Source organism: Kitasatospora sp. NPDC001159, from assembly GCF_053598235.1.
Genome location: NZ_JBSFJV010000028.1, coordinates 39,206 through 57,528, shown reverse-complemented (window position 1 = coordinate 57,528; position 18,323 = coordinate 39,206). Strand labels below are relative to the sequence as shown.

The following is an 18,323-nucleotide window of genomic DNA, read 5'->3' as shown; positions in this document are numbered from 1 at the left end:
GCGGCCCGAAGGGGCGTAAGGGACGCGGTGTCCGTGCCGCTCCCGCCGAGCGCGGGTCGGCTCCTTGGAACCGACCCGGCGCTCGTCCTCAGGCCCTCGGTCCGGGAGTGATGCCGTCGACGTGATCCCGGGAGCCCGTCAGCCGAACTGCTGCTCCAGATCCTTGAGTTTGCGCTCCAGCGAGTCCAGCCGGGGCACCGTGACGGTGTCCTCGTCCACGGTGAGGTCGATGGTGCGCCGCTCCGGACGGGCCGGCAGGCCCGGCTGGACGACGGCGCCGTCGGCCGCGCCGACCTCGCGCGGCTCGCCCTCACGGGAACCCGCGGCACCGGCCTCGGGCCGCTCCGGCCCGGGCCCGCCGGCTATGGCGGGCTCCGAGCCGGACTCCAACTGCCGTGGGGCGCCGCCGCGTCCGCGCCAGTGGCCGTTGCTCCGGTTGATCGCCCGGATCTCGGCCCGCTCGCGGCGGCCCGCCAGCTTGCGGCGCTCCTTCTCCAGCACCCGTTCCCGCTTGTCCTCGCGGACCTCGTCGACCGCCTCGTCCAGGCTGCGCACGCCCTCCAGCAGCATCAGCGACCAGGCCGCGTAGGTCTCGCGCGGGGCGCGCAGCCAGCGGACTATGCGGATCTGCGGCAGCGGGCGGGGCACCAGGCCCTGTTCGCGCAGCGCGGCCCGGCGGGTCTGCTTGAGCGCGCGGTCGAACAGGACCGCCGCGGACAGCGACATGCCGGAGAAGAACTGCGGGGCGCCGGCGTGGCCGAAGCCGCGCGGGGCGTGCACCCAGTTGAACCAGGCCGAGGCGCCGGCGAACAGCCAGACCAGCAGCCGGGAGCCGAGCGCGGCGTCGCCGTGGCTGGCCTCACGCACGGCGAGCACCGAGCAGAACATCGCGGCGCCGTCGAGCCCGAACGGGACGAGGTACTCCCAGCCGCCGGAGAGGCCGAGGTTCTGCACGCCGAAGCCGACCAGCCCGTGGAAGGAGAGCGCGGCAGCGACGCCGGCGCAGCAGAACAGCAGCGTGTACGAGGCGGCGCCGTAAAGGGACTCCTTGTGGCGGCGCCGTTCCTCGGAACGCTCCCAGGAATCCGCGCCGCCGGCGGTCGCGGATCCCCGGCTCCGGGCCAGGGCCACCAGGAGCGCGCTGACCAGCAGCCCAGCAACCCCGGTGACGGCCCAGCCGAGCGGTATGTCGGACAATTTCATCGCCGGAACCAGCCTCGCTTTCCTGCGTCGCGTTCCTGCGTCGTGATGGCGGGGACCATCATGACGGATGCTCGGCGGGCGAACGGCTGATTTGCTGTCAATGCGCCGAGGAGAGGGATTTCTGATCCGGCGGCAATCGGATTGTCTTATGAATATGAAGCGGATTGTTCCCGAAATCGCGGGCTTTTCGGACTCGGAATCGGACGGATTTCCGTCAACTCCGCGTGACATCGGGGTGGGCGGCTCAGCGCCGCCGGATCCGGGGGCAGCCGCCGCACATGTCCTTGGGCTCCACGGTGTACACGAGGCAGCAGCTGGCCCGGGCTCGGTCGGTGTCCGAAGCGCCCGGTGTACCACGCGAAGCACCGGCGCGGTCGGGCGCCGGGTCCGCGAAACCGGCGCCCGGGGTGAAGGGGGCCGGGACGGGAGCGGGATTCCGGCCCGCGTCGGGCGCGCGCGCGGGCTCGGCGGGCGCGGTGGATTCCGCCGGCCCGGTCGGCTCCCCGGGCGCCAGCAGCGCGGTCAGCTCGGCGCGCGCCCGCTCCTGCTCCCCGAGCAGCCCGCCCGCGTACCCGAGCCCCTCCACCACCGCGTCGGTGGCCATCGCCCACAGTACCCGCGGCCCGCGTCGCACCTCCGGCCCGAAGGCGGTCAGCACCGGCCCGAGGAACTCGGCCAGCGCGCACCGGAGTTCGGCGGCCAGCGCGTGCGCGTCCGCCGCCGTGCGGGCCTGCGGGGAACCGGCCGCCGGGTCGTCCGGCAGGCAGACGAAGGACTCCGGGCGGACCGTCAGCTCGACCGAGTTCGGGCCGCGGTGGACCGAGACGTCGTCCAGGCCGAGCAGCGGGACGCGCCGCTCCAGGAACCACGGCACGGTGAACAGCAGCGAGACCGGCCAGACGAAGCGGTGCAGCCCGAAGCCCGCCGCCACGTCCGGGCGCAGCGGCTGCCCGTAGCGGGCGAGGCCCTGCCGGGCGTCGTGGGCGACCAGCTCGCGCACCGCCCCGGGGTCCGCGACCAGGGCGGCGGCGGTCAGCCGGCCCTCGCCCCGCCGGGGCGGGGCGCAGCGCACGCTCACCGCCGGGGTGAGCACGGCCAGCCGGTGGTACGACGGCGCGCAGGGGGCGGGGGAGTCCGACGCGGGGTCGTGGGCGTGCGCCTCGGTGGTGCGGGGGGCGCACGGCGCGGGGTCGGGCCGGGTGCTGCTCGCGGTCATGGGCGGGCCCCATCGGGTCGACCGGGGCCGCCGCTGGACCGCCCGGCGGGCCCGGACGCCACGGCGACCGGGCCCGGCCGGACCTGGGCGCGGCGGTGCCCGGGGAACGGCAAGCCGACCTGTCCGGGGCGCTGCTCCCCCCGGACAGGTTAGGCTCACCTTAGCTGATTGTCCCCCGGGTCTCGCTGGTGATGCGTCCGTCCGGGGTGGGCCCCGGCGCGCGGGCGGTGCTCGGGGGCGTGGCGGACAGCTGGCGTGCGAGCCAGACCGGCACGCCGCCCAGGACGTGCACCAGCCGGGCGGCCTCGGCGCGCAGCCGCGTCGCCTCGGCCGGCTCGGACACCTCGGCGAGCGCAGCGAGCGCCGGCGCCACCCCCACCGTGAAGCCGAGTTGCTCGCGCAGCCGCAGCGAGGCGTCGAACCCCTCCCGGGCGTTCCCGCGGTCCCCGCGCGAGAGCGCCAGCGCGGCCAGATGCCGCCAGGTGTACGAGCGCAGCAGTTCGTCCCCCCGCTCGCCCGCGCCCTCGTGCGCCCTCCGGTAGGCGATCCAGGCGGCGCTGCGGTCGCGCAGCAGGTTCTCGGCGACCAGTCCGCGCCGGAAGTCCAGCAGCGGGCGGCCCGGCGCGTCCGGCGGCAGCAGGGCCGAGGTGCGGCCGAGCGCGGCCTGGGCCTCGTCCAGTCGGTCGCGCGGGCCGAGCACGCTCGCCAGGTACGCCAGGAAGCCGCGGGCGCAGGCGGCGGCCGCGCGCTGCTCGGTGCCCTCCGCCAGGGCCTCGGCCAGTCGCAGCGCCTGTTCCGCCTGGGTCCAGTGCGCGGCGGTGAACAGGCACCGCTCGATGAGGAGTTCGGCTCGTGCGAGGGCGGCCGTCGGGTCGTGTTCGGCGGCCGGGCGCAGCAGTTCGGCGGCCTCCTGCCAGCACCCCCGGGATCGCAGCCGCCACACGGTGTCGCCCGGTTCCTCCGCTGCCGCCCGCCCCCGCCCGTCCGGATCGCTCGGGCCCCATCCGTGCTCCGACAACGCCACCTCCTTGTGTGCGCCATCCGGCAAGGGCGCGGACCTGTCCCTGAGGCCCGGCCGTCACGGTCCGTTCGCATGGTGACGGCAGGGCGAAAGGCCCACGCTGTGGCGGCAATTCAACACGGGGGTGAGCTTGTGCACCAGATCACGAGCGGAGGTTGTTGCTTTTGGTGGGGAAATGATCTAGTGGGGGCGGTCAGGAGGTCCAGCCGGTCTCCATCAGGGCCTCGGCGGCGCCGTTGGCGGGCTGCGGAACGCCGGCCAGGTCCAGGCTGAACAGGGCGACCAGCAGCTGTTCGCCGCGTACGGTGGCCTGGTGCGAGTAACCGGCCAGGGTGAACATGGCGGCGGCCGTCTCCTCGGCGTGCAGGGTCTGCAGCCACAGGCACTCGACCGACTTCACGTCGGCCGGCTCGGTCCAGGTGTCCACCTGGGCGACCATCCGGCTGCCCAACAGGGTCACCCCGTCGCGCTCCTGAGCCTCGGTCAGCTCCAGGTCGTCGAAGCCCAGCCACTCCAGGTAGCGGGCGGCGGTGAACACCGCGTCCTGCGAGGTACGCACCGGGTGCGGGCGGAACGGCGTGCGGTGGCGGAACGGGCGGGAGCGCCCGGCCGAGCCCCCGGGCGGCGCGGGCGGGGCCGGCACCGGGGCGCCCATCGGGTGGGCCGGGTGCGGGCGGGAGGCCTGCGGGCCGGGGGCGGCGAGCGGGCTGGTCGTACCGCTGCCCAGCCGGGTGGCGCGGTCCACCGGCAGTCGGACGGTGGCCCCGCAGTTGCAGGTGAACTCGGGCTGTGGCCACTGGTCGGAGCGGCCGCAGTGCGGGCAGCGCATGCTCAGCCAGGAGTCCTCCCAGGACCGGAACCGCACCTGCACCGGCACCCCGCCGCGCAGCAGCGGCACCTTCAGCGAGGCGCCGCACGGACACGGCAGCGACGGCGGCTCGTACAGGTGCTCGCGGCGGCAGGCAGGGCAGCGGATCGCCCGGGCGCTACCGCCCGCCCCGGGCCCTGGCCGCGCGGGGTCGTGTCCGGTGAAATCGTCGGGCAGTCCTGCCATCGCGGGCTCCGTCCGTCGGTGTCGGGTGGGTGGGACGGTTCCCATGCTCCCCGAAATGCCCGGTTCTGGGCGCGGAATGGGGCAATCCTCAGGGACGGATCAGGGAACACCGCCCGGCAGGGGCGATGCCGACACCCATCGCAGGGAGGACGCGGTCGGCGTACGGAGGATGCTCAGTGCGCGGACCAGCGTTCCAGGTCCGCGGGGGTGTCCAGGTCGTTCGGGACGGCCACGTCCGCGCACTCGACCAGGACCAGTTCCCCGGCGTGCGCCGCCAGCAGGGCGCGGGCCCCGGCGTCGCCGGTGGCCCCCGCGGCCGCCTCCGCGAAGTGCCGGGCGCCGATCAGCACCGGGTGCCCGCGCCGCCCGTCGTACGCCGCCGCGGCCAGCTCGGCGCCCGTTCGGTGCGCGGCCAGCAGCCGGGCCACCGCGGCCGGGGTGACGCCCGGGGTGTCCACCAGCATCACCAGCACCGCCGGGGCCCCGGGCGGCAGGGCGGCCAGCCCGGCCCGCAGCGAGGAGCCCATGCCGTCCGCCCAGTCCGGGTTGGCCACCAGCCGGCAGCCCGGCAGGTGCGCGGTGGCCCGCACCCGCTCGCCCTCCGCGCCGAGCACCACCGTCACGTCCGGGCAGCCGCCGGCCCGTACGGTGGCCACCGCGTGTTCCACCAGTGGACGGCCCGCGTACCGGACCAGCGCCTTGGGCCGCCCGCCGAGACGGCGCCCGCCCCCGGCGGCGAGGACGAGGGCCGGGACGGCGGCTGCTGCGTTCTGCATGGGCCCAGCCTGCCCGGTGGGGCCGGGGCCGCGCAGCACCCCCGCGGTTGTACGAATCCACAAGGCGAAGGCGCAGGTCGCGGGCGGTCCCCGGCTGTTCGGCCGCTGGCCCCGTGGGCGCCCGCCCTCTGTACTGGGTCGGTGAACACCGCACCGCACACCGAGCCGCGGCGCCCGCTGGTGGACCGCTTCGGCCGGGTCCACACCGATCTGCGGGTCTCGCTGACCGACCGCTGCAATCTGCGCTGCACGTACTGCATGCCGGCGGAGGGGCTGGACTGGCTCGCCCGGGCCGCGGTGCTCGACGACGACGAGCTGGTGCGGCTGGTGCGGATCGCCGTGCAGCGGCTCGGGATCCGCTCGGTGCGGCTGACGGGCGGGGAGCCGTTGCTGCGGCGGGGAGTGGTGGGGCTGGTCGGGCGGCTGGCGGCGCTGGGGGTGGAGCTGTCGCTGACGACCAACGGGATCGGCCTGGCCCGTACGGCTGTCGGGCTGCGGGAGGCGGGACTGGGGCGGGTGAACGTCAGCCTGGACACCCTGCGGCCGGAGCGCTTCGCGGCGCTCACCCGGCGGGAGCGGATCGGCGATGTGTTCGCCGGGCTGGCGGCGGCGAAGGCCGCCGGGCTGGACCCGGTGAAGATCAACGCGGTGCCGGTGCGCGGGGTGAACGAGGACGAGATCGTCCCGCTGGTCGAGTTCGCCGTCGAGCACGGCTACCGGATGCGCTTCATCGAGTCCATGCCCCTGGACGCGCAGGGCGCTTGGGAGCGCGACGCGATGGTGACGGCGGACGAGATCCTGGCGCGGCTCGGCGAGCGCTTCGACCTGGTGCCGGCCGGGCGGCACGGCAACGCCCCCGCGGAGGAGTGGCGGATCGCCGGGACGCAGGCGGTGGTCGGCGTGATCGCCTCGGTGACCCGCCCGTTCTGCGGCGGCTGCGACCGGGTGCGGCTGACCGCCGACGGGCAACTGCGCAACTGCCTGTTCGCCACGGAGGAGTCCGATCTGCGCGCCCTGCTGCGCGGCGGCGCGGACGACGACCGCATCGAGGCCGCCTGGCGGACCTCGGTGGCGGGCAAGGGCCCCGGACACTCCGTCAACAGCGCCGAGTTCGTCCGCCCCGACCGCCCGATGTCCGCCATCGGCGGCTGACAGCCGGCGGAGTGCGAGCTTCGGCATGCTCCTTGGGCCCCCGGGGCGTCGGCCGATTCCTCAAACGACCTCCCGGGCGACCCCCCGGGTGGGTATCAGGCGGGTGCGGTGTGCCCTGGGCCGGGGGCGGGTGGTATTCGTGGGCGGTGGCCCCGATGATCCCCCGCCTGCCGCGGCGCGCCCTGCCCGCCCTCGCGGCCCTCCTGCTCGCCCTGTCGGCCGGCTGCACCGGCCCGGGCGGTCGGCGCGCCTCGGGCGCCCCGACCACCCGCCCGCCGCTCGCCGAGCGGGTCGCCGTCAGCGCCTCCCCGGTCCTGAAGGGGTTCTACGACCAGCGGATCGACTGGACGCCCTGCCCCGACCAGGGCGACGGCGACCAGGACGAGCCGGTCGTGCAGTGCGCCACCCTCAAGGTCCCGCTGGACTACGCCGACCCCGGCGGTCGCACCATCGGGGTCGCCGTCGCCCGGGTGCCCGCCGCCGACCCCGACGCGCGGCTCGGCTCCCTGCTGCTCAACCCCGGTGGGCCCGGCGGCTCCGGCGTCGGCATGGCCCGCTGGCGCTGGAAGGGCTACGGCCCGCTGCACGACCACTACGACCTGGTCGGCTTCGACCCGCGCGGCGCCGGCGACACCACCCCCGTGCGCTGCCTGGACGACCGCACCCGCGAGGAGTGGACCAGCACCGACGACCCGGCCTACGACCACGGCCGGATCCTCGCCGACGCCTGCCGGGCCCGGCACGCCGACCTGCTGCCGCACCTCGGTACCCGCGACAGCGCCCGGGACATGGACGTGCTGCGCGGCGCCCTCGGCGAGCGCAAGCTCGACTTCCTCGGCCTCTCCTACGGCACCTACCTCGGCGTCCTCTACGCCGAGGAGTTCCCCGACCGCACCGGCCGGCTCGTCCTCGACGGCGCCGTCGAGCGCAGCACCGACCTGGTGCACCTCAACGGCGAACAGGCCGTCGCCACGGAGGCCGAGTTCCGCGCCTTCGCCGCCGGCTGCGCCGCCGACGGCGGCTCCTGCCCGCTCGGCAGTGACCCGGCCACCGCCCCGAACCGGCTCGCGGACTTCCTCGACGGCCTCAAGGACCACCCGCTGCGCGCATCCGACGGCCGTACCGTCACCGCCACGCTCGGCTGGGCCGGCGTCATCGACGCGCTCGACGACGGCGCCCGCTCCTTCCAGCGGCTGCGCGGCGCCCTCGAACCGGCCCTCGCCCACGGTGACGTCGACGAACTGCTCAAGCTCGCCGACGGCGCCAACGGCCGTGGGGGGGACGGCCGTTACGAGACCGCTGCGGACGCCTTCGCGGCCATCCACTGCGCGGACGCCCCGATGGCGCCCACCGGGCAGGAGGTGGACGCGGCCCTCGCCGATCTCGCCGCCAAGGCCCCGCTGACCACCCGGCACGACCCCGGCGCCACCCTGTTCCTCCCGGACTGCCGCCCCTGGCCCTACCGTTCGCCGGAGCGGCCGCACACCGTGACCGCGCCCGGCAGCGCCCCGATCCTGGTGGTCGGCTCCACCGGCGACCCGGTCACCCCCTACCCGTGGGCGCGGCGGATGGCGGCCGGACTGCCGCACGCCGTGCTGCTCACCCGCGACGGCGACGGGCACACCGCGTACGACAAGAGCGGGTGCGTGCGCGACGCCGTCACCGCGTTCCTGGTGGACGGCCGGATGCCGGCGGCCGGGACGCGCTGCCCGTCCGACTGACGGTGCACGCGAAGGGGGCGCACCGCGCGAACGCGGTACGCCCCCTGGGGAGTCGGGGTCAGGACTTCGGAGCCGTCAGGTCGTAGAAGGTGGCGCCGCCGACCGTCTTGGCGGTGAAGTGGCTGGTCACCCAGGCCTCGATCTGGGCGGACTCGGTCTGCTGGCCGCCCTCGTCGCCTTCGCCGCCCGCGCCGCCGAAGCCGCGGCGGGAGCCGCCGCCGATGAACCAGTGCACCTTGCCCTCCTGGACGTACTTCTGGAAGTCGGCCAGGCTGAGCGAGGGGTCGGTCCCGTTGAAGCCGCCGAGCGCCATCACCGGCTTGCCGGTGGCGAGCTGGTAGCTCGCGGCGTTCTGCGAGCCGCTGGTGGCGGCCGCCCAGGTGTAGTGGTCGGCGTCCTGCGAGACCAGGGCCGCGGCCTCGTCGCTGACCTTGGTGCCGCCCAGCAGGCCGCCCATGCCGCCGCCCATGCCGCCGGGACCGCCCATACCCTCGGGGTCCTGGGCACCGGGGAAGCCGTTGCCGCCGGGGAAGCCGTTGGCACCGGGGAAGCCGCCCGCGCCGCCGCGCTCGTGGCGGCCGCCGGAGCCGTCACCACCGTTGCCGCCCGGGAAGCCGTTCTGCCCGTGCGAGCCCTGGCCGCCCGCGCCGCCGCCGGGGAAGCCGTTCTGCCCGTGCGAGCCCTGGCCACCGGGGAAGCCGCCCGGGAAGCCCTGGCCGCCCTGACCGCCCTGGCCGCCCTGTCCGAACATCCGGCCGTTGCCCGGGAAACCCTTGGCGCCACCGGCGCCCTTGCGTCCCGCGCCGCCCGGCCCGAACGCGCCCTTCACGGAGGGCCCGGCGGTGATGATCGAGCCGTTGTGGGCGGTGTCCACGGTGTCCACCGCGTACGCCGCCGGACCGCCGAGCGCCGCCGCCAGGCCCAGCAGGCCGGCTACCGAGGCGATCCGCGCGCCCGTCCGCCCGGACACCTTTCCGGCGAACTGCCCGGCCACCAGCGCGGCCGCCGCGACCAGTCCGCCGACCAGCACCGCCCAGCGCAGCCAGGGCAGGAAGTCGGAGCTGCGCCCGAGCAGGACGAAGGCCCACACCGCCGTCACCGCGAGCACGCCCGCCAGCAGCAGCGCGTACGGCAGCCGGTGCCGCGCCCGCCACAGCCCGTCCACGCCCATGCCGAACAGCGCCGCGACGGCCGGGGCCAGCGCCACCGTGTAGTACTGGTGGAAGATCCCGGACATGAAGCTGAAGATCAGCGCGGTGGAGATCAGCCAGCCGCCCCAGACCAGGAAGGCCGCGCGGGCGGTGTCGGGCCGGGCGTAGCGGCGGGTCGCCCAGAGGCCGACCACCAGCAGGATCAGCGCGGCCGGCAGCAGCCAGGCGATCTGCCCGCCGATGTCGCTGCCGAACAGCCGGGTGATGCCGGTCTGGCCCCAGCCCCGGTTGCGCATCGCGCCGCCCGGCAGGTCGAGCCCGGCCGGGAGCCGTCCGCCGCCGCCCACGCTGCCGCGCTCGTTGCCGTCGACCCGGCCCAGGCCGTTGTAGCCGAAGGTGAGCGACAGGAAGCTGTTGTCCTGCGAGCCGCCGACGTACGGGCGGGCCGAGGCGGGCAGCAGCTCGACGATCGCCACCCACCAGCCGCCGGAGACGACGACGGCCGCGCCCGCGAGCAGGGTCTGCCACACCCGCCGCCAGAGGCCGGTGGGCGCCACGACCAGGTAGATCACCGCGAAGGCGGGCAGGATCAGGAAGGCCGCCAGGGTCTTGGTGAGGAAGGCGAACCCGAACATCACCCCGGTGAACACCAACCACCGGGTGCTCGCCGTCTCGATCGCCCGCACCAGCCCGTACGCGGACAGGGTGAGCAGCAGCACCAGCAGCGCGTCCGGGTTGTTGAAGCGGAACATCAGCGCCGCCACCGGGGTCAGCGCCAGCGCCGCGCCGGCCAGCAGACCGCCGAGCGGGGAGAAGCGGCGGCGCACCGTCGCGTACAGCACGCCGACGGTGGCGGCGCCCATCAGCGCCTGCGGGGCGAGGATCGACCAGGAGGAGAAACCGAAGATCCGGGCCGACAGCGCCATCGGCCACAGCGACGCCGGGGGCTTGTCGACGGTGATGAAGTTGGCGGCGTCCGAGGAGCCGAAGAAGAAGGCCTTCCAGCTCTGGCTGCCGGCCTGGACGGCGGCCGAGTAGAAGGCGTTGGCCCACCCGGAGGCGCTCAGGCCCCACAGGTAGAGGACGGCGGTCGCGGCCAGCAGCGCCAGCAGGGCCGGGCGCACCCAGCGCGGGTCGTCCGCGCGGCCGCGCCAGGCGCGGGCCGGGAGGGTGCGCAGCCGTCCGGACCAGGAGGCGGGGCCCTTGGGGCCGGCGGGCGGCAGGGGCTGCTCGGGGAAGAGCGGTGCCGGGTCCGGCCGGGCGGCGCCCGGCTGCGGCACCTCCGGCGGCGGGTAGTTCGCGGCCTCGGGCCACGGGTCGCCCGGGTCGCCGGCCGGAGGGGAGTAGCTGCTCGTGGTCATGCGCCATACCGTGCGTGGCGCGGCTGAGAGAACCGTGAGACGAGGCTGTGAGACGGGTGTGATCTGCCCTGTTTCGCCCGCGCGGGCCCGGGTTTCAGGCGGGCTTCACCAGGCCTTCACGCCGGGGCTTCACGACCCGTCCTTCCCGGTCCTCACGCGGCCGGCGGCATGGTGATGTGCTTGCCCAGCCACTCCAGGGCCGGGGGGATCTCCCGGGTCCAGGTGTGGAAGTTGTGGCCGGCGGTGTCCAGGGTGATGGTGGACATCCTGGTCGGGGCCTTGAAGGCGCCGACCATCGCCTGGGTCTCCTCGTAGTTGTTCTCGTCGTTCGCGGTGGTCAGCAGCAGCGAGACCGGGGCGGCGGGCTGGTTCTTCAGCCGCCACAGCAGGTCGTTCTCCTGCTTCAGCTTGTCGCTGCCGCCGAACAGGTCGCCGGTGGTCGGGTCGTGGGCCGCGCTGTAGTAGCCGGAGAGCGCTACCGCGGCGGGGTAGCTGTCGGGCTTGCGCAGCGCGAACTTGAGCGCGCAGTAGCCGCCGGTGGAGTTGCCGATCACGGCCCGGTTCGCCGGGTCGGTGCCGATCCGGTAGGTGGTGGCGAGGGCCTTGGGCAGGTCGCTGGTGAAGAAGGTCTCCACCTGGGGGCCGTTCGGCACGTCGACGCACTCGGTGTCCCGGTCGCCGACCAGGGTGGGGCGGGTCATCACCAGGATGGTGGGCGGCAGCTTCTTCTGCTCGATCGCGTCGAGGGTGGACGCGGGGTACTGCATCAGCGAGATCAGCTTCTCCGGGGTGCCCGGGTAGCCGGTGAGCACCAGGGCCATCGGGAAGCGCTGCTTGGCGAAGTCCGGCTGGAAGTACTGCGGCGGCAGGTAGACGTACGCCTCGGTGGTCAGGCCGCTGCCGGCTCCTTTGACGTCGACCTTCTGGATCAGCCCGGAGCGCTCGGGCTCCGAGCCCTGGGTCGAGTAGAAGCTCTGCTGGCCGGTGACGGCCACGCCGGAGGCGTTCGGCGAGTGGTCGACCACCGTGCCGAGCTTGCCGCTGGTGCCGAGCAGGTCGGTCCAGGAGCTGTAGAAGCCGAAGTAGCTGTTGGCTATCAGCCCCATCGCGACCAGCACCGCCACCTGGGTCGCCAGGAAGGCGCCGATCCGGCCCACCCAGGCCTTCCAGCCCTTCCCGCCGAACCGCGGCCAGAGCCACATGGTGGCGGCGAAGACGAGGACCGCGACGGCCGAGGCGGCGATCTGGAGGGGGAGGCCGGTGAGACTGAGCACGAGCCCGATCGTAGTTGACCCTGATGGGCGGGCCCGGTCGGCCCCTTCGGGTGATCGCCGGGAACCGGTTGACCGGGGTGGTTCGTGCTCGGCATCATCTCGCCCCGCATGTGCACGGAGTGTGCGCGGGACGTCATCAGGGTGGGGTTGTGAAGTTCTCGGGGTCCACGGGTAGGTCCGTTCTGGCTGTCGGCGCGGCGTTGCTGCTCGCGGCGTGCTCCGGCGGGGGCGGTACGGCCGCGCCGAGCGCGACGTCGTTCGGCGCGGCGCTCGACCAGGCCCTCGGGCCGGTCGGCACTGCGTTCGGCAAGGCGACCTCGGCCAAGACCGCGTTCGACCTCCAAACCGCGCTCGCCGACCTGGCGTCCGACGCCAACCGGGCCGCAAGGAACGTGAACGCCGCCGCCGCGCCCTCCGACGCCGCGCCGGGGCGGGTCGACCTGGCGACCGCGCTGACCACGCTCGCCACGGACACCGAGGCGGTCCGAGCCGACATCACGGAGCACAAGGTCTGCGCCGCCGGCGCCGGCCTGGCTCAGTTCGGAGCCGGTCCGGGGCTGGCGGGGGTCTCGGCGGCGCTCACCAAGCTGACGGCGGCCGGTTACCGGACCACCTTCACCGTCCCGCAGCTGCCCAAGCCGCTGGCGCAGCCGCGGACCCTGGCGAACGGCACCATGGTCCGCGAGGCTGGGAAGAGCGGCAAGGGCGTGCTGAAGGTCGACAACAACAGCCCGGCGGACGCGGTCTTCACGCTCGCCGCGGACGGCACGTCGGTGGCCTCGGTGTACGTGGCCAAGGGGCAGCAGGCCACCATCGAGGGCATTGCGGACGGCCCGTACGGCCTCTCCTTCACCGGCGGGGCGGACTGGGATCCCGAGGCGAAGCAGTTCACGCAGCACTGTGCGTTCGCCAAGTTCACGGACAAGCGCGACGTCACGTCGAACCAGGGCGGGACGGTCTCCCTGCTCGGGGAGGACGGCAACATCAACCCCGCCGCCGAGTGGGTGGTCGACAACTCCGCTGTGCAGCCGTAGCGTTCGGCGAGTTCGCCCGTAACGGGCATACCAGGACAGGTGATTGCCAGTTGATGGCACAACATGGGTCCAGTAGTGGCGAGTTGCGCCGGAACGGTTGACCGCTTGAAGTGACCATGGCACTTTCGTGCGGGCGCGGGCCTCGGCGACCAGCCGGGGACCTCGCCATCCCCCACAAGGAGAGCCATGTTCAAGAGACTTGTCGCGGTGGCCGGTACGAGTGCCGTCGTCGCGAGCGGGCTGGCCTTAGCCGCCGCCCCCGCACACGCCGTCCAGGCGGCCGACCTGACGGCGACCATCGCCCTGGACGACTGCTCGGCCTCGCTGGTCCGGTTCCCCGCCTCCGCGGCCGGCGACCGGGCGATGATGCTCACCAACGGGCACTGCCTGCCGACCATGCCCCCGGCCGGCCAGGTCATCCAGAACGTCAGCGCCAGCCGCAGCGGCACCCTGCTGGACGGCGCGGGCAACAGCCTCGGCACCGTCCAGGCCGACCAGGTGCTCTACGCGACGATGACCGGCACCGACGTCGCCCTCTACCGCCTCACCGACACCTACGGGTCGATCAGCTCCAAGTACGGCGCCACCGCGCTGACCATCAACGACGCGCACCCGACCGACGGCGCCTCGATGTACATCCCGTCCTCGTACTGGAAGCAGGTCTGGAACTGCTCCGTCAACGGGTTCGTGCCGACCCTGCGCGAGGACCAGTGGACCTTCCACGACTCGCTGCGCTACAACCTCGCCTGCAACACCACCCACGGCACCTCCGGCTCGCCGATCATCGACTCCGCGAGCGGGCGGATCATCGGCATCAACAACACCGGCAACGACAACGGTGAGATGTGCACCCTGGACAACCCGTGCGAGGTCGCCGCCGACGGCACCACCACGGCCACCAAGGGCCAGAGCTACGGCCAGGAGACCTACTGGTTCACCACCTGCCTGAACAGCAGCCGGGCCATCGACCTCACCGTGCCCGGCTGCCTGCTCACCAAGCCGGCCGGCACCGGCGCCGTCTCGGTCAGCAGCCCCGGTGACCAGTCCACGGCGGTCGGCGCCGCGGTGAACCTGCAGATCAATGCCTCGGGCGGCACCGCCCCGCTGTCGTACAGCGCGAGCGGTCTGCCCGCCGGGCTGTCGATCAACTCCTCCACCGGCGTGATCTCCGGCACCGCGACCACCGCGGGCAGCTCCAACGTGACGGTGACGGTGAAGGACTCGGCCGGCAAGTCGGCCACCACCAGCTTCGGCTGGACGGTCACCGGTGGTGGCGGCGGCAGCTGCACCCCGGCACAGCTGCTGGGCAACCAGGGCTTCGAGACGGGTTCGGCGGCGCCGTGGACCGCTTCGAGCGGCGTGGTCGACAACAGCTCCTCGCAGGCGGCGCACAGTGGCAGCTGGAAGGCGTGGCTGAACGGCTACGGCACCACCCACACCGACACGCTGTCCCAGACGGTGACGATCCCGGCGGGCTGCAAGGCGACGCTGGGCTTCTGGCTGCACATCGACACCGCCGAGACCGGCTCCACCGCGTACGACAAGCTGACCGTGTCGGTGAACGGCACCACGCTGAAGACCTACTCCAACGTCGACGCCGCGTCCGGCTACCAGCAGCGCACCTTCGACCTCTCGTCCTACGCGGGCCAGACGGTCACCCTGAAGTTCAACGGCGTCGAGGACTCCTCGCTCCAGACGAGCTTCGTGATCGACGACACCTCGATCCAGACCAGCTGACCCCAGGCTGCGAGGCGGGGCCCGGCGGCTGCGGCCGCCGGGCCCGTCGTTTGCTCAGGTTTCGCTCAACTTCCCTACGCGGTAAGGGCCGATGGTTAGGCTGCCGACTGACATCGAACGGGCGGGCGATTCGTCGGCGTGATGACCTGTCGTGCGCTGGCGCCGCTTGCGCCGGTCCACGGCCGCATGGAGCCATACGGTTTGGGGGGCGGGGACGAGTGACTGACCTGGATTTCGAGCGGCGGGTGAATCCGTGGCTCTTCGACAAGTCGGGGAATCTGACGGAGGACGCGAAGAAGCGGTTCCCGGACCTCGCTGCCGCCGCCTCGGGCGCTGCGGCCCCGGGGTGGGCGCCGCCACCGGTGGCTACGGCGGCTCCCGGCGGGCCGACGGTGAAGGTGAGCCCGGAGGCGCTGCGCAAGGCGGGGACCAACGCGGGCACCCTGCACACCGACTTCGACAAGGCCACCAAGGACGTGTGGAAGGACCTCCAGGGCAGCCTCCAGGGCATGTCCAAGGACTGGGCGATCGTGGGGGCGGTCCAGGCCGCGCACGAGATGTGGGAGGCGCAGGCACAGGCGACCAGGCAGGCGATCGCGGACATCGCCGCCGGTCTGGCCAGCAATGCCGACCAGTACGCGCGTGCCGACCAGGTGAACGCCCAGAACTTGCAGACGAACTGAGGCCGGCGACATGAGTACCTACTCCGACCTGCGCCAGGAGACGTTCAAGGGCATCGAGGCCCTGGCCTCGGCCTTCGAGTCGTTGACGAGCAACTGGAATCTCTCCTCCGAGTTCACCGGCGACATCCTCACGCCGCTCCAGGGTTCGAACTGGCGGGGCGACGCGGCCGAGCGGGCTGCCGCCACCATCACCAAGACCCGCAACGAGCTGGATGCGGCCTTCGAGGAGGCCAGCGCGATCGGCAAGGCCCTGCGGGACGCACACACCGAACTCGCCGCCGCCCGGGCGGATTTGGACGCGGCGTTGAAGAGGGCCGCCGACCACTCCCTGACGGTGGACGCGGATGGCGTCAACATCAGCTGGCCCGCGCCGACGAGCGAGGCCGACAAGCACGACCCGACCTACGCCACCACCTACAAGGCCCTGGCCCAGTCGGTGGCCGACGACATCGCGAAGGCCGTGGCCCGCGCGAAGGCGGCCGACACCGCAGCCGCCGCGGCGCTCGGCGGAGCCACCGGGAAGAGCAAGACCGCGTTCCAGCCGTCGACGGGCCCGGAGGAACAGGGCAAGAAGGCGGCGGACCTCCTCAAGCTGGCTGGGAACCTCTCAGACGCCCAACTCGACGAGCTCAACAAGGCACTGAAAGCCAACGCCAACAACCCGCAGTTCACCACGGCCTTCTACAACCGGCTGGGACCGGACGGCTTCCTCAAGTACTACGGCCAGCTGGCCGCCGCTTCGGCCGACAAGGGCGGCAACCGGCCACAGGCCATCGCCGACCTCCAGAAGAACCTTGGCACGGCGCTGGCCAGCGCCACCGACAGCCACAACTTCCCTCATCTGTCGGACGAGTGGGAGGCGGGCCTGCGCCGGGCCGGAGCCGCCAGGACGGACATCCTGCCGGGCGGCAACAACCGGGCCAGCGGCAGCGTCCAGCCGTACGGCTACCAGATCCTGGCGAACATCCTGCGGACCGGAACGTACGACCCGCGCTTCCTCAACCCGGTCGCCGAACACGTCACCCAGCTCAGTGAGATGCCCGGCTTCTTCACCTCGACGCCCTGGCTCGGCTCCGACCTGGACCGGATGAAGCTGCTGGGCTCCGCGCAGGGTTCCGAGCTGGGCGGCTTCAACCCGATGGCGGGCGTCCTGGACGCGCTCGCACACAGTCCCGAGGCCGCGACCAAGTTCTTCAACGACAAGGAGACGACCTACAACCTCGACGGGTCGGTCAAGGCCTACAACCAGGACAACACCTACCTTGCGAGGCTGACCGCGGGGGGTGACCACTCACCGCTCCAGGACATTCTGAACGGGAACGACTATGTCTCCGGTGGCCACGCGGAGTCGCCCGGTGTGCTCGCCCTCGGCCACGCGCTGGAGGCGGCGACCACCGGCCGCGCCTACGACGCGCCCCCGGACACCCCCCTGCCGCTGCACACGCCGGAGATGGGGAAGGTGATGACGGACATCGTCAACCGCTTCGGGAACGGCGACGGCCCCAAGCTGCTCCACCCCGGCGGCGACTTCGCTGCTCTGGCGCCCAGCCTGGGCCACGCGGCAGCGGCATACATGGGCGACGTCCAGGGCGCGCTCAGCCCGGACGACAAGGATCTGCCCCGCTACGGCACCCCGGCGAACCTGAATCAGGCGAACACAGCGAAGCTCCTCGGCGCGCTGGGCCGCAACCCCGACGCCTTCGGCGCCATCGCGCAGGCCCAGCAGGCATACACGACGGCGCACATCCAGGACGTGATCATGCACCGGGGCGACTACGGCACCCACTACGACGCGGCCGTGCACAACGCGGCGCACGCCGGCGGCGAGGTGGCCGGAATCATCACCGAGGCCCGGACCCAGGAGGTCGTGCGCGATGCGAAGGCTCAGACAGACGCCTACAACCACGCCCTCGACGAGAAGGCCGTGTGGGCCAAGTCGGTTTGGCTCATGACGGGCGGCGAGCTCGTGAAGGGCGTCCCAATCATCGGCCCCGGTGTCTCGGAACCGGTGAAGCACTACATCGACGATCTGGCCCATAACTACCATATCGAGGCGAAGTTCGCGGACCCGGCGACGATCTCGCAGACGGACGGCGCGAACGCGGCGGCGGCCTCCGCCAAGAGCGCGGTGCTCAACGCAGCTCAGGGGGCCGGGATGAGCGAGAAGGAAGTCGAGGCGATGGCCACGGACACCGCGAACCAGGTGCGCTATGCCCACACCGATGGTTCGACGCTCGTCACGACGGCCATCAATGACTGAGCGCAGGCGGCTTCGGCGGCGGTGGCTCGCCGCCGGGGTCGCGGGGGTGGTCCTCGCCGGGCTCGGGTGGTGGTGGCGGTCGGCTCACGCACCCGCCGAACTACCCGCCAGTGCTTGTTGGTCTGTGCTCACCCGGGCGGACCTCAAGCCCTTGGCGGATGACGCGCACGGGAAGTTCGTCGAGTCCGACTGGACGTACGACGGCGGCTGGCGGGTCGACATTCGGGAGCGGCTCCGCCCGACCGCGGCGTACCAGAACTGCGAGGTCCGCCGAACCGCAGAGGACTCGATCGTGCGGATCGACGTACGGGCGATGGACGAGTCCGCCGTGAAGAGTCTCAGCGGCACGACCTTGTGGGCACACGAGAGCCGGCTCGACTTTGGTGCGGACGTGCAAGGGTGGGTCGGCCAGGGTGAAGTGGGCCTCGGGCTCCGGTGCGACAACCCGGAGACCACGCGTACGGACCGGCCGTACGTGGGGGTCACGGTCAGTACGGGCGGCACGTACGCCCATCCGTCGGACAGGAGTCACCGAGCGATCCTCGACGTCCTGCTGAAGGTCGCCAAGGCCGTCGTGGCGGACTACCCGTGCTCGAACCCGGTGCACCTGCCGGACAGTGTTCCCGGGGCGGCGACGAACTTCCCGCCGCTGGATCACTGACCGATCGGGCTCCTTATGC

At 73.2% G+C, this 18,323-nt stretch carries 13 protein-coding genes and 2 pseudogenes; 8 read left to right on the top strand and 7 right to left on the bottom strand.

The features are described 5' to 3' along the window. Positions 1–138: 138 nt before the first annotated feature. The 5 genes from ACWC9T_RS17020 to ACWC9T_RS17000 form a co-directional block, all read right to left on the bottom strand. Positions 139–1,203, bottom strand: coding sequence for a DUF2637 domain-containing protein (locus ACWC9T_RS17020; protein WP_449821837.1), 1,065 nt, complete (start codon positions 1,201–1,203; stop codon positions 139–141). 244 nt (positions 1,204–1,447) lie between these two features. Further along, positions 1,448–2,419: a (2Fe-2S)-binding protein gene (locus tag ACWC9T_RS17015; protein WP_449821836.1), complete on the bottom strand. Its 972-nt coding sequence runs from the start codon at positions 2,417–2,419 to the stop codon at positions 1,448–1,450. Between the two features lie 160 nt (positions 2,420–2,579). Beyond that, a complete protein-coding gene (locus ACWC9T_RS17010; RefSeq protein WP_449821835.1) occupies positions 2,580–3,437 on the bottom strand; it encodes a hypothetical protein in 858 nt (285 codons plus the stop codon). Positions 3,438–3,633: 196 nt separating this feature from the next. Further along, positions 3,634–4,494 carry a hypothetical protein gene (locus ACWC9T_RS17005; protein ID WP_449821834.1) on the bottom strand — a complete coding sequence of 287 codons (861 nt, stop codon included), beginning with the start codon at positions 4,492–4,494 and terminating at the stop codon, positions 3,634–3,636. Positions 4,495–4,667: 173 nt separating this feature from the next. Beyond that, positions 4,668–5,270, bottom strand: coding sequence for a nucleotidyltransferase family protein (locus ACWC9T_RS17000; protein ID WP_449821833.1), 603 nt, complete (start codon positions 5,268–5,270; stop codon positions 4,668–4,670). 141 nt (positions 5,271–5,411) lie between these two features. Here ACWC9T_RS17000 and moaA point away from each other — a divergent pair, with 141 nt between their 5' ends. Next, positions 5,412–6,422 (top strand): GTP 3',8-cyclase MoaA, encoded by a 1,011-nt coding sequence (gene moaA, locus ACWC9T_RS16995; protein ID WP_449821832.1) that lies wholly within the window; start codon positions 5,412–5,414, stop codon positions 6,420–6,422. A gap of 155 nt (positions 6,423–6,577) precedes the next feature. Beyond that, entirely contained in the window at positions 6,578–8,143 is a 1,566-nt protein-coding gene (locus ACWC9T_RS16990) for an alpha/beta hydrolase (RefSeq protein ID WP_449821831.1), read from the top strand. Positions 8,144–8,201: 58 nt separating this feature from the next. Here ACWC9T_RS16990 and ACWC9T_RS16985 read toward each other — a convergent pair whose 3' ends face one another. Then, on the bottom strand, positions 8,202–10,655 hold the full coding sequence (locus tag ACWC9T_RS16985) for a glycosyltransferase family 39 protein (RefSeq protein ID WP_449821830.1): 2,454 nt from the start codon (positions 10,653–10,655) through the stop codon (positions 8,202–8,204). A gap of 152 nt (positions 10,656–10,807) precedes the next feature. Then, positions 10,808–11,929 (bottom strand): alpha/beta hydrolase, encoded by a 1,122-nt coding sequence (locus ACWC9T_RS16980; protein WP_449821829.1) that lies wholly within the window; start codon positions 11,927–11,929, stop codon positions 10,808–10,810. Between the two features lie 200 nt (positions 11,930–12,129). Here ACWC9T_RS16980 and ACWC9T_RS16975 point away from each other — a divergent pair, with 200 nt between their 5' ends. The 6 genes and pseudogenes from ACWC9T_RS16975 to ACWC9T_RS16950 all read left to right on the top strand — a co-directional run bounded on the left by ACWC9T_RS16975 (position 12,130) and on the right by ACWC9T_RS16950 (position 18,304). Then, complete coding sequence (locus tag ACWC9T_RS16975) at positions 12,130–12,963, top strand: hypothetical protein (protein WP_449821828.1); 834 nt, start codon at positions 12,130–12,132, stop codon at positions 12,961–12,963. Positions 12,964–13,149: 186 nt separating this feature from the next. Continuing rightward, positions 13,150–13,767: pseudogene (locus ACWC9T_RS16970) on the top strand (trypsin-like peptidase domain-containing protein); the annotation flags it as partial. 204 nt (positions 13,768–13,971) lie between these two features. After that, positions 13,972–14,700: pseudogene (locus tag ACWC9T_RS16965) on the top strand (putative Ig domain-containing protein); the annotation flags it as partial. Between the two features lie 218 nt (positions 14,701–14,918). Next, positions 14,919–15,383 carry a WXG100 family type VII secretion target gene (locus tag ACWC9T_RS16960; protein ID WP_449821827.1) on the top strand — a complete coding sequence of 155 codons (465 nt, stop codon included), beginning with the start codon at positions 14,919–14,921 and terminating at the stop codon, positions 15,381–15,383. Between the two features lie 10 nt (positions 15,384–15,393). Further along, positions 15,394–17,643, top strand: a complete 2,250-nt coding sequence (locus ACWC9T_RS16955) for a hypothetical protein (protein WP_449821826.1) — start codon at positions 15,394–15,396, stop codon at positions 17,641–17,643. Positions 17,644–17,794: 151 nt separating this feature from the next. Further along, entirely contained in the window at positions 17,795–18,304 is a 510-nt protein-coding gene (locus ACWC9T_RS16950) for a hypothetical protein (protein ID WP_449821825.1), read from the top strand. Positions 18,305–18,323 lie beyond the last annotated feature (19 nt).

Bases quoted from the DNA above. Each gene is read 5' to 3' on its own strand.
- ACWC9T_RS17015 (WP_449821836.1), bottom strand. From the start codon at position 2,419: ATGACCGCGAGCAGCACCCGGCCCGACCCCGCGCCGTGCGCCCCCCGC.
- ACWC9T_RS16955 (WP_449821826.1), top strand. From the start codon at position 15,394: ATGAGTACCTACTCCGACCTGCGCCAGGAGACGTTCAAGGGCATCGAG.
- ACWC9T_RS16990 (WP_449821831.1), top strand. From the start codon at position 6,578: ATGATCCCCCGCCTGCCGCGGCGCGCCCTGCCCGCCCTCGCGGCCCTC.
- ACWC9T_RS17005 (WP_449821834.1), bottom strand. From the start codon at position 4,494: ATGGCAGGACTGCCCGACGATTTCACCGGACACGACCCCGCGCGGCCA.
- ACWC9T_RS17020 (WP_449821837.1), bottom strand. From the start codon at position 1,203: ATGAAATTGTCCGACATACCGCTCGGCTGGGCCGTCACCGGGGTTGCT.
- ACWC9T_RS17000 (WP_449821833.1), bottom strand. From the start codon at position 5,270: ATGCAGAACGCAGCAGCCGCCGTCCCGGCCCTCGTCCTCGCCGCCGGG.
- ACWC9T_RS16985 (WP_449821830.1), bottom strand. From the start codon at position 10,655: ATGACCACGAGCAGCTACTCCCCTCCGGCCGGCGACCCGGGCGACCCG.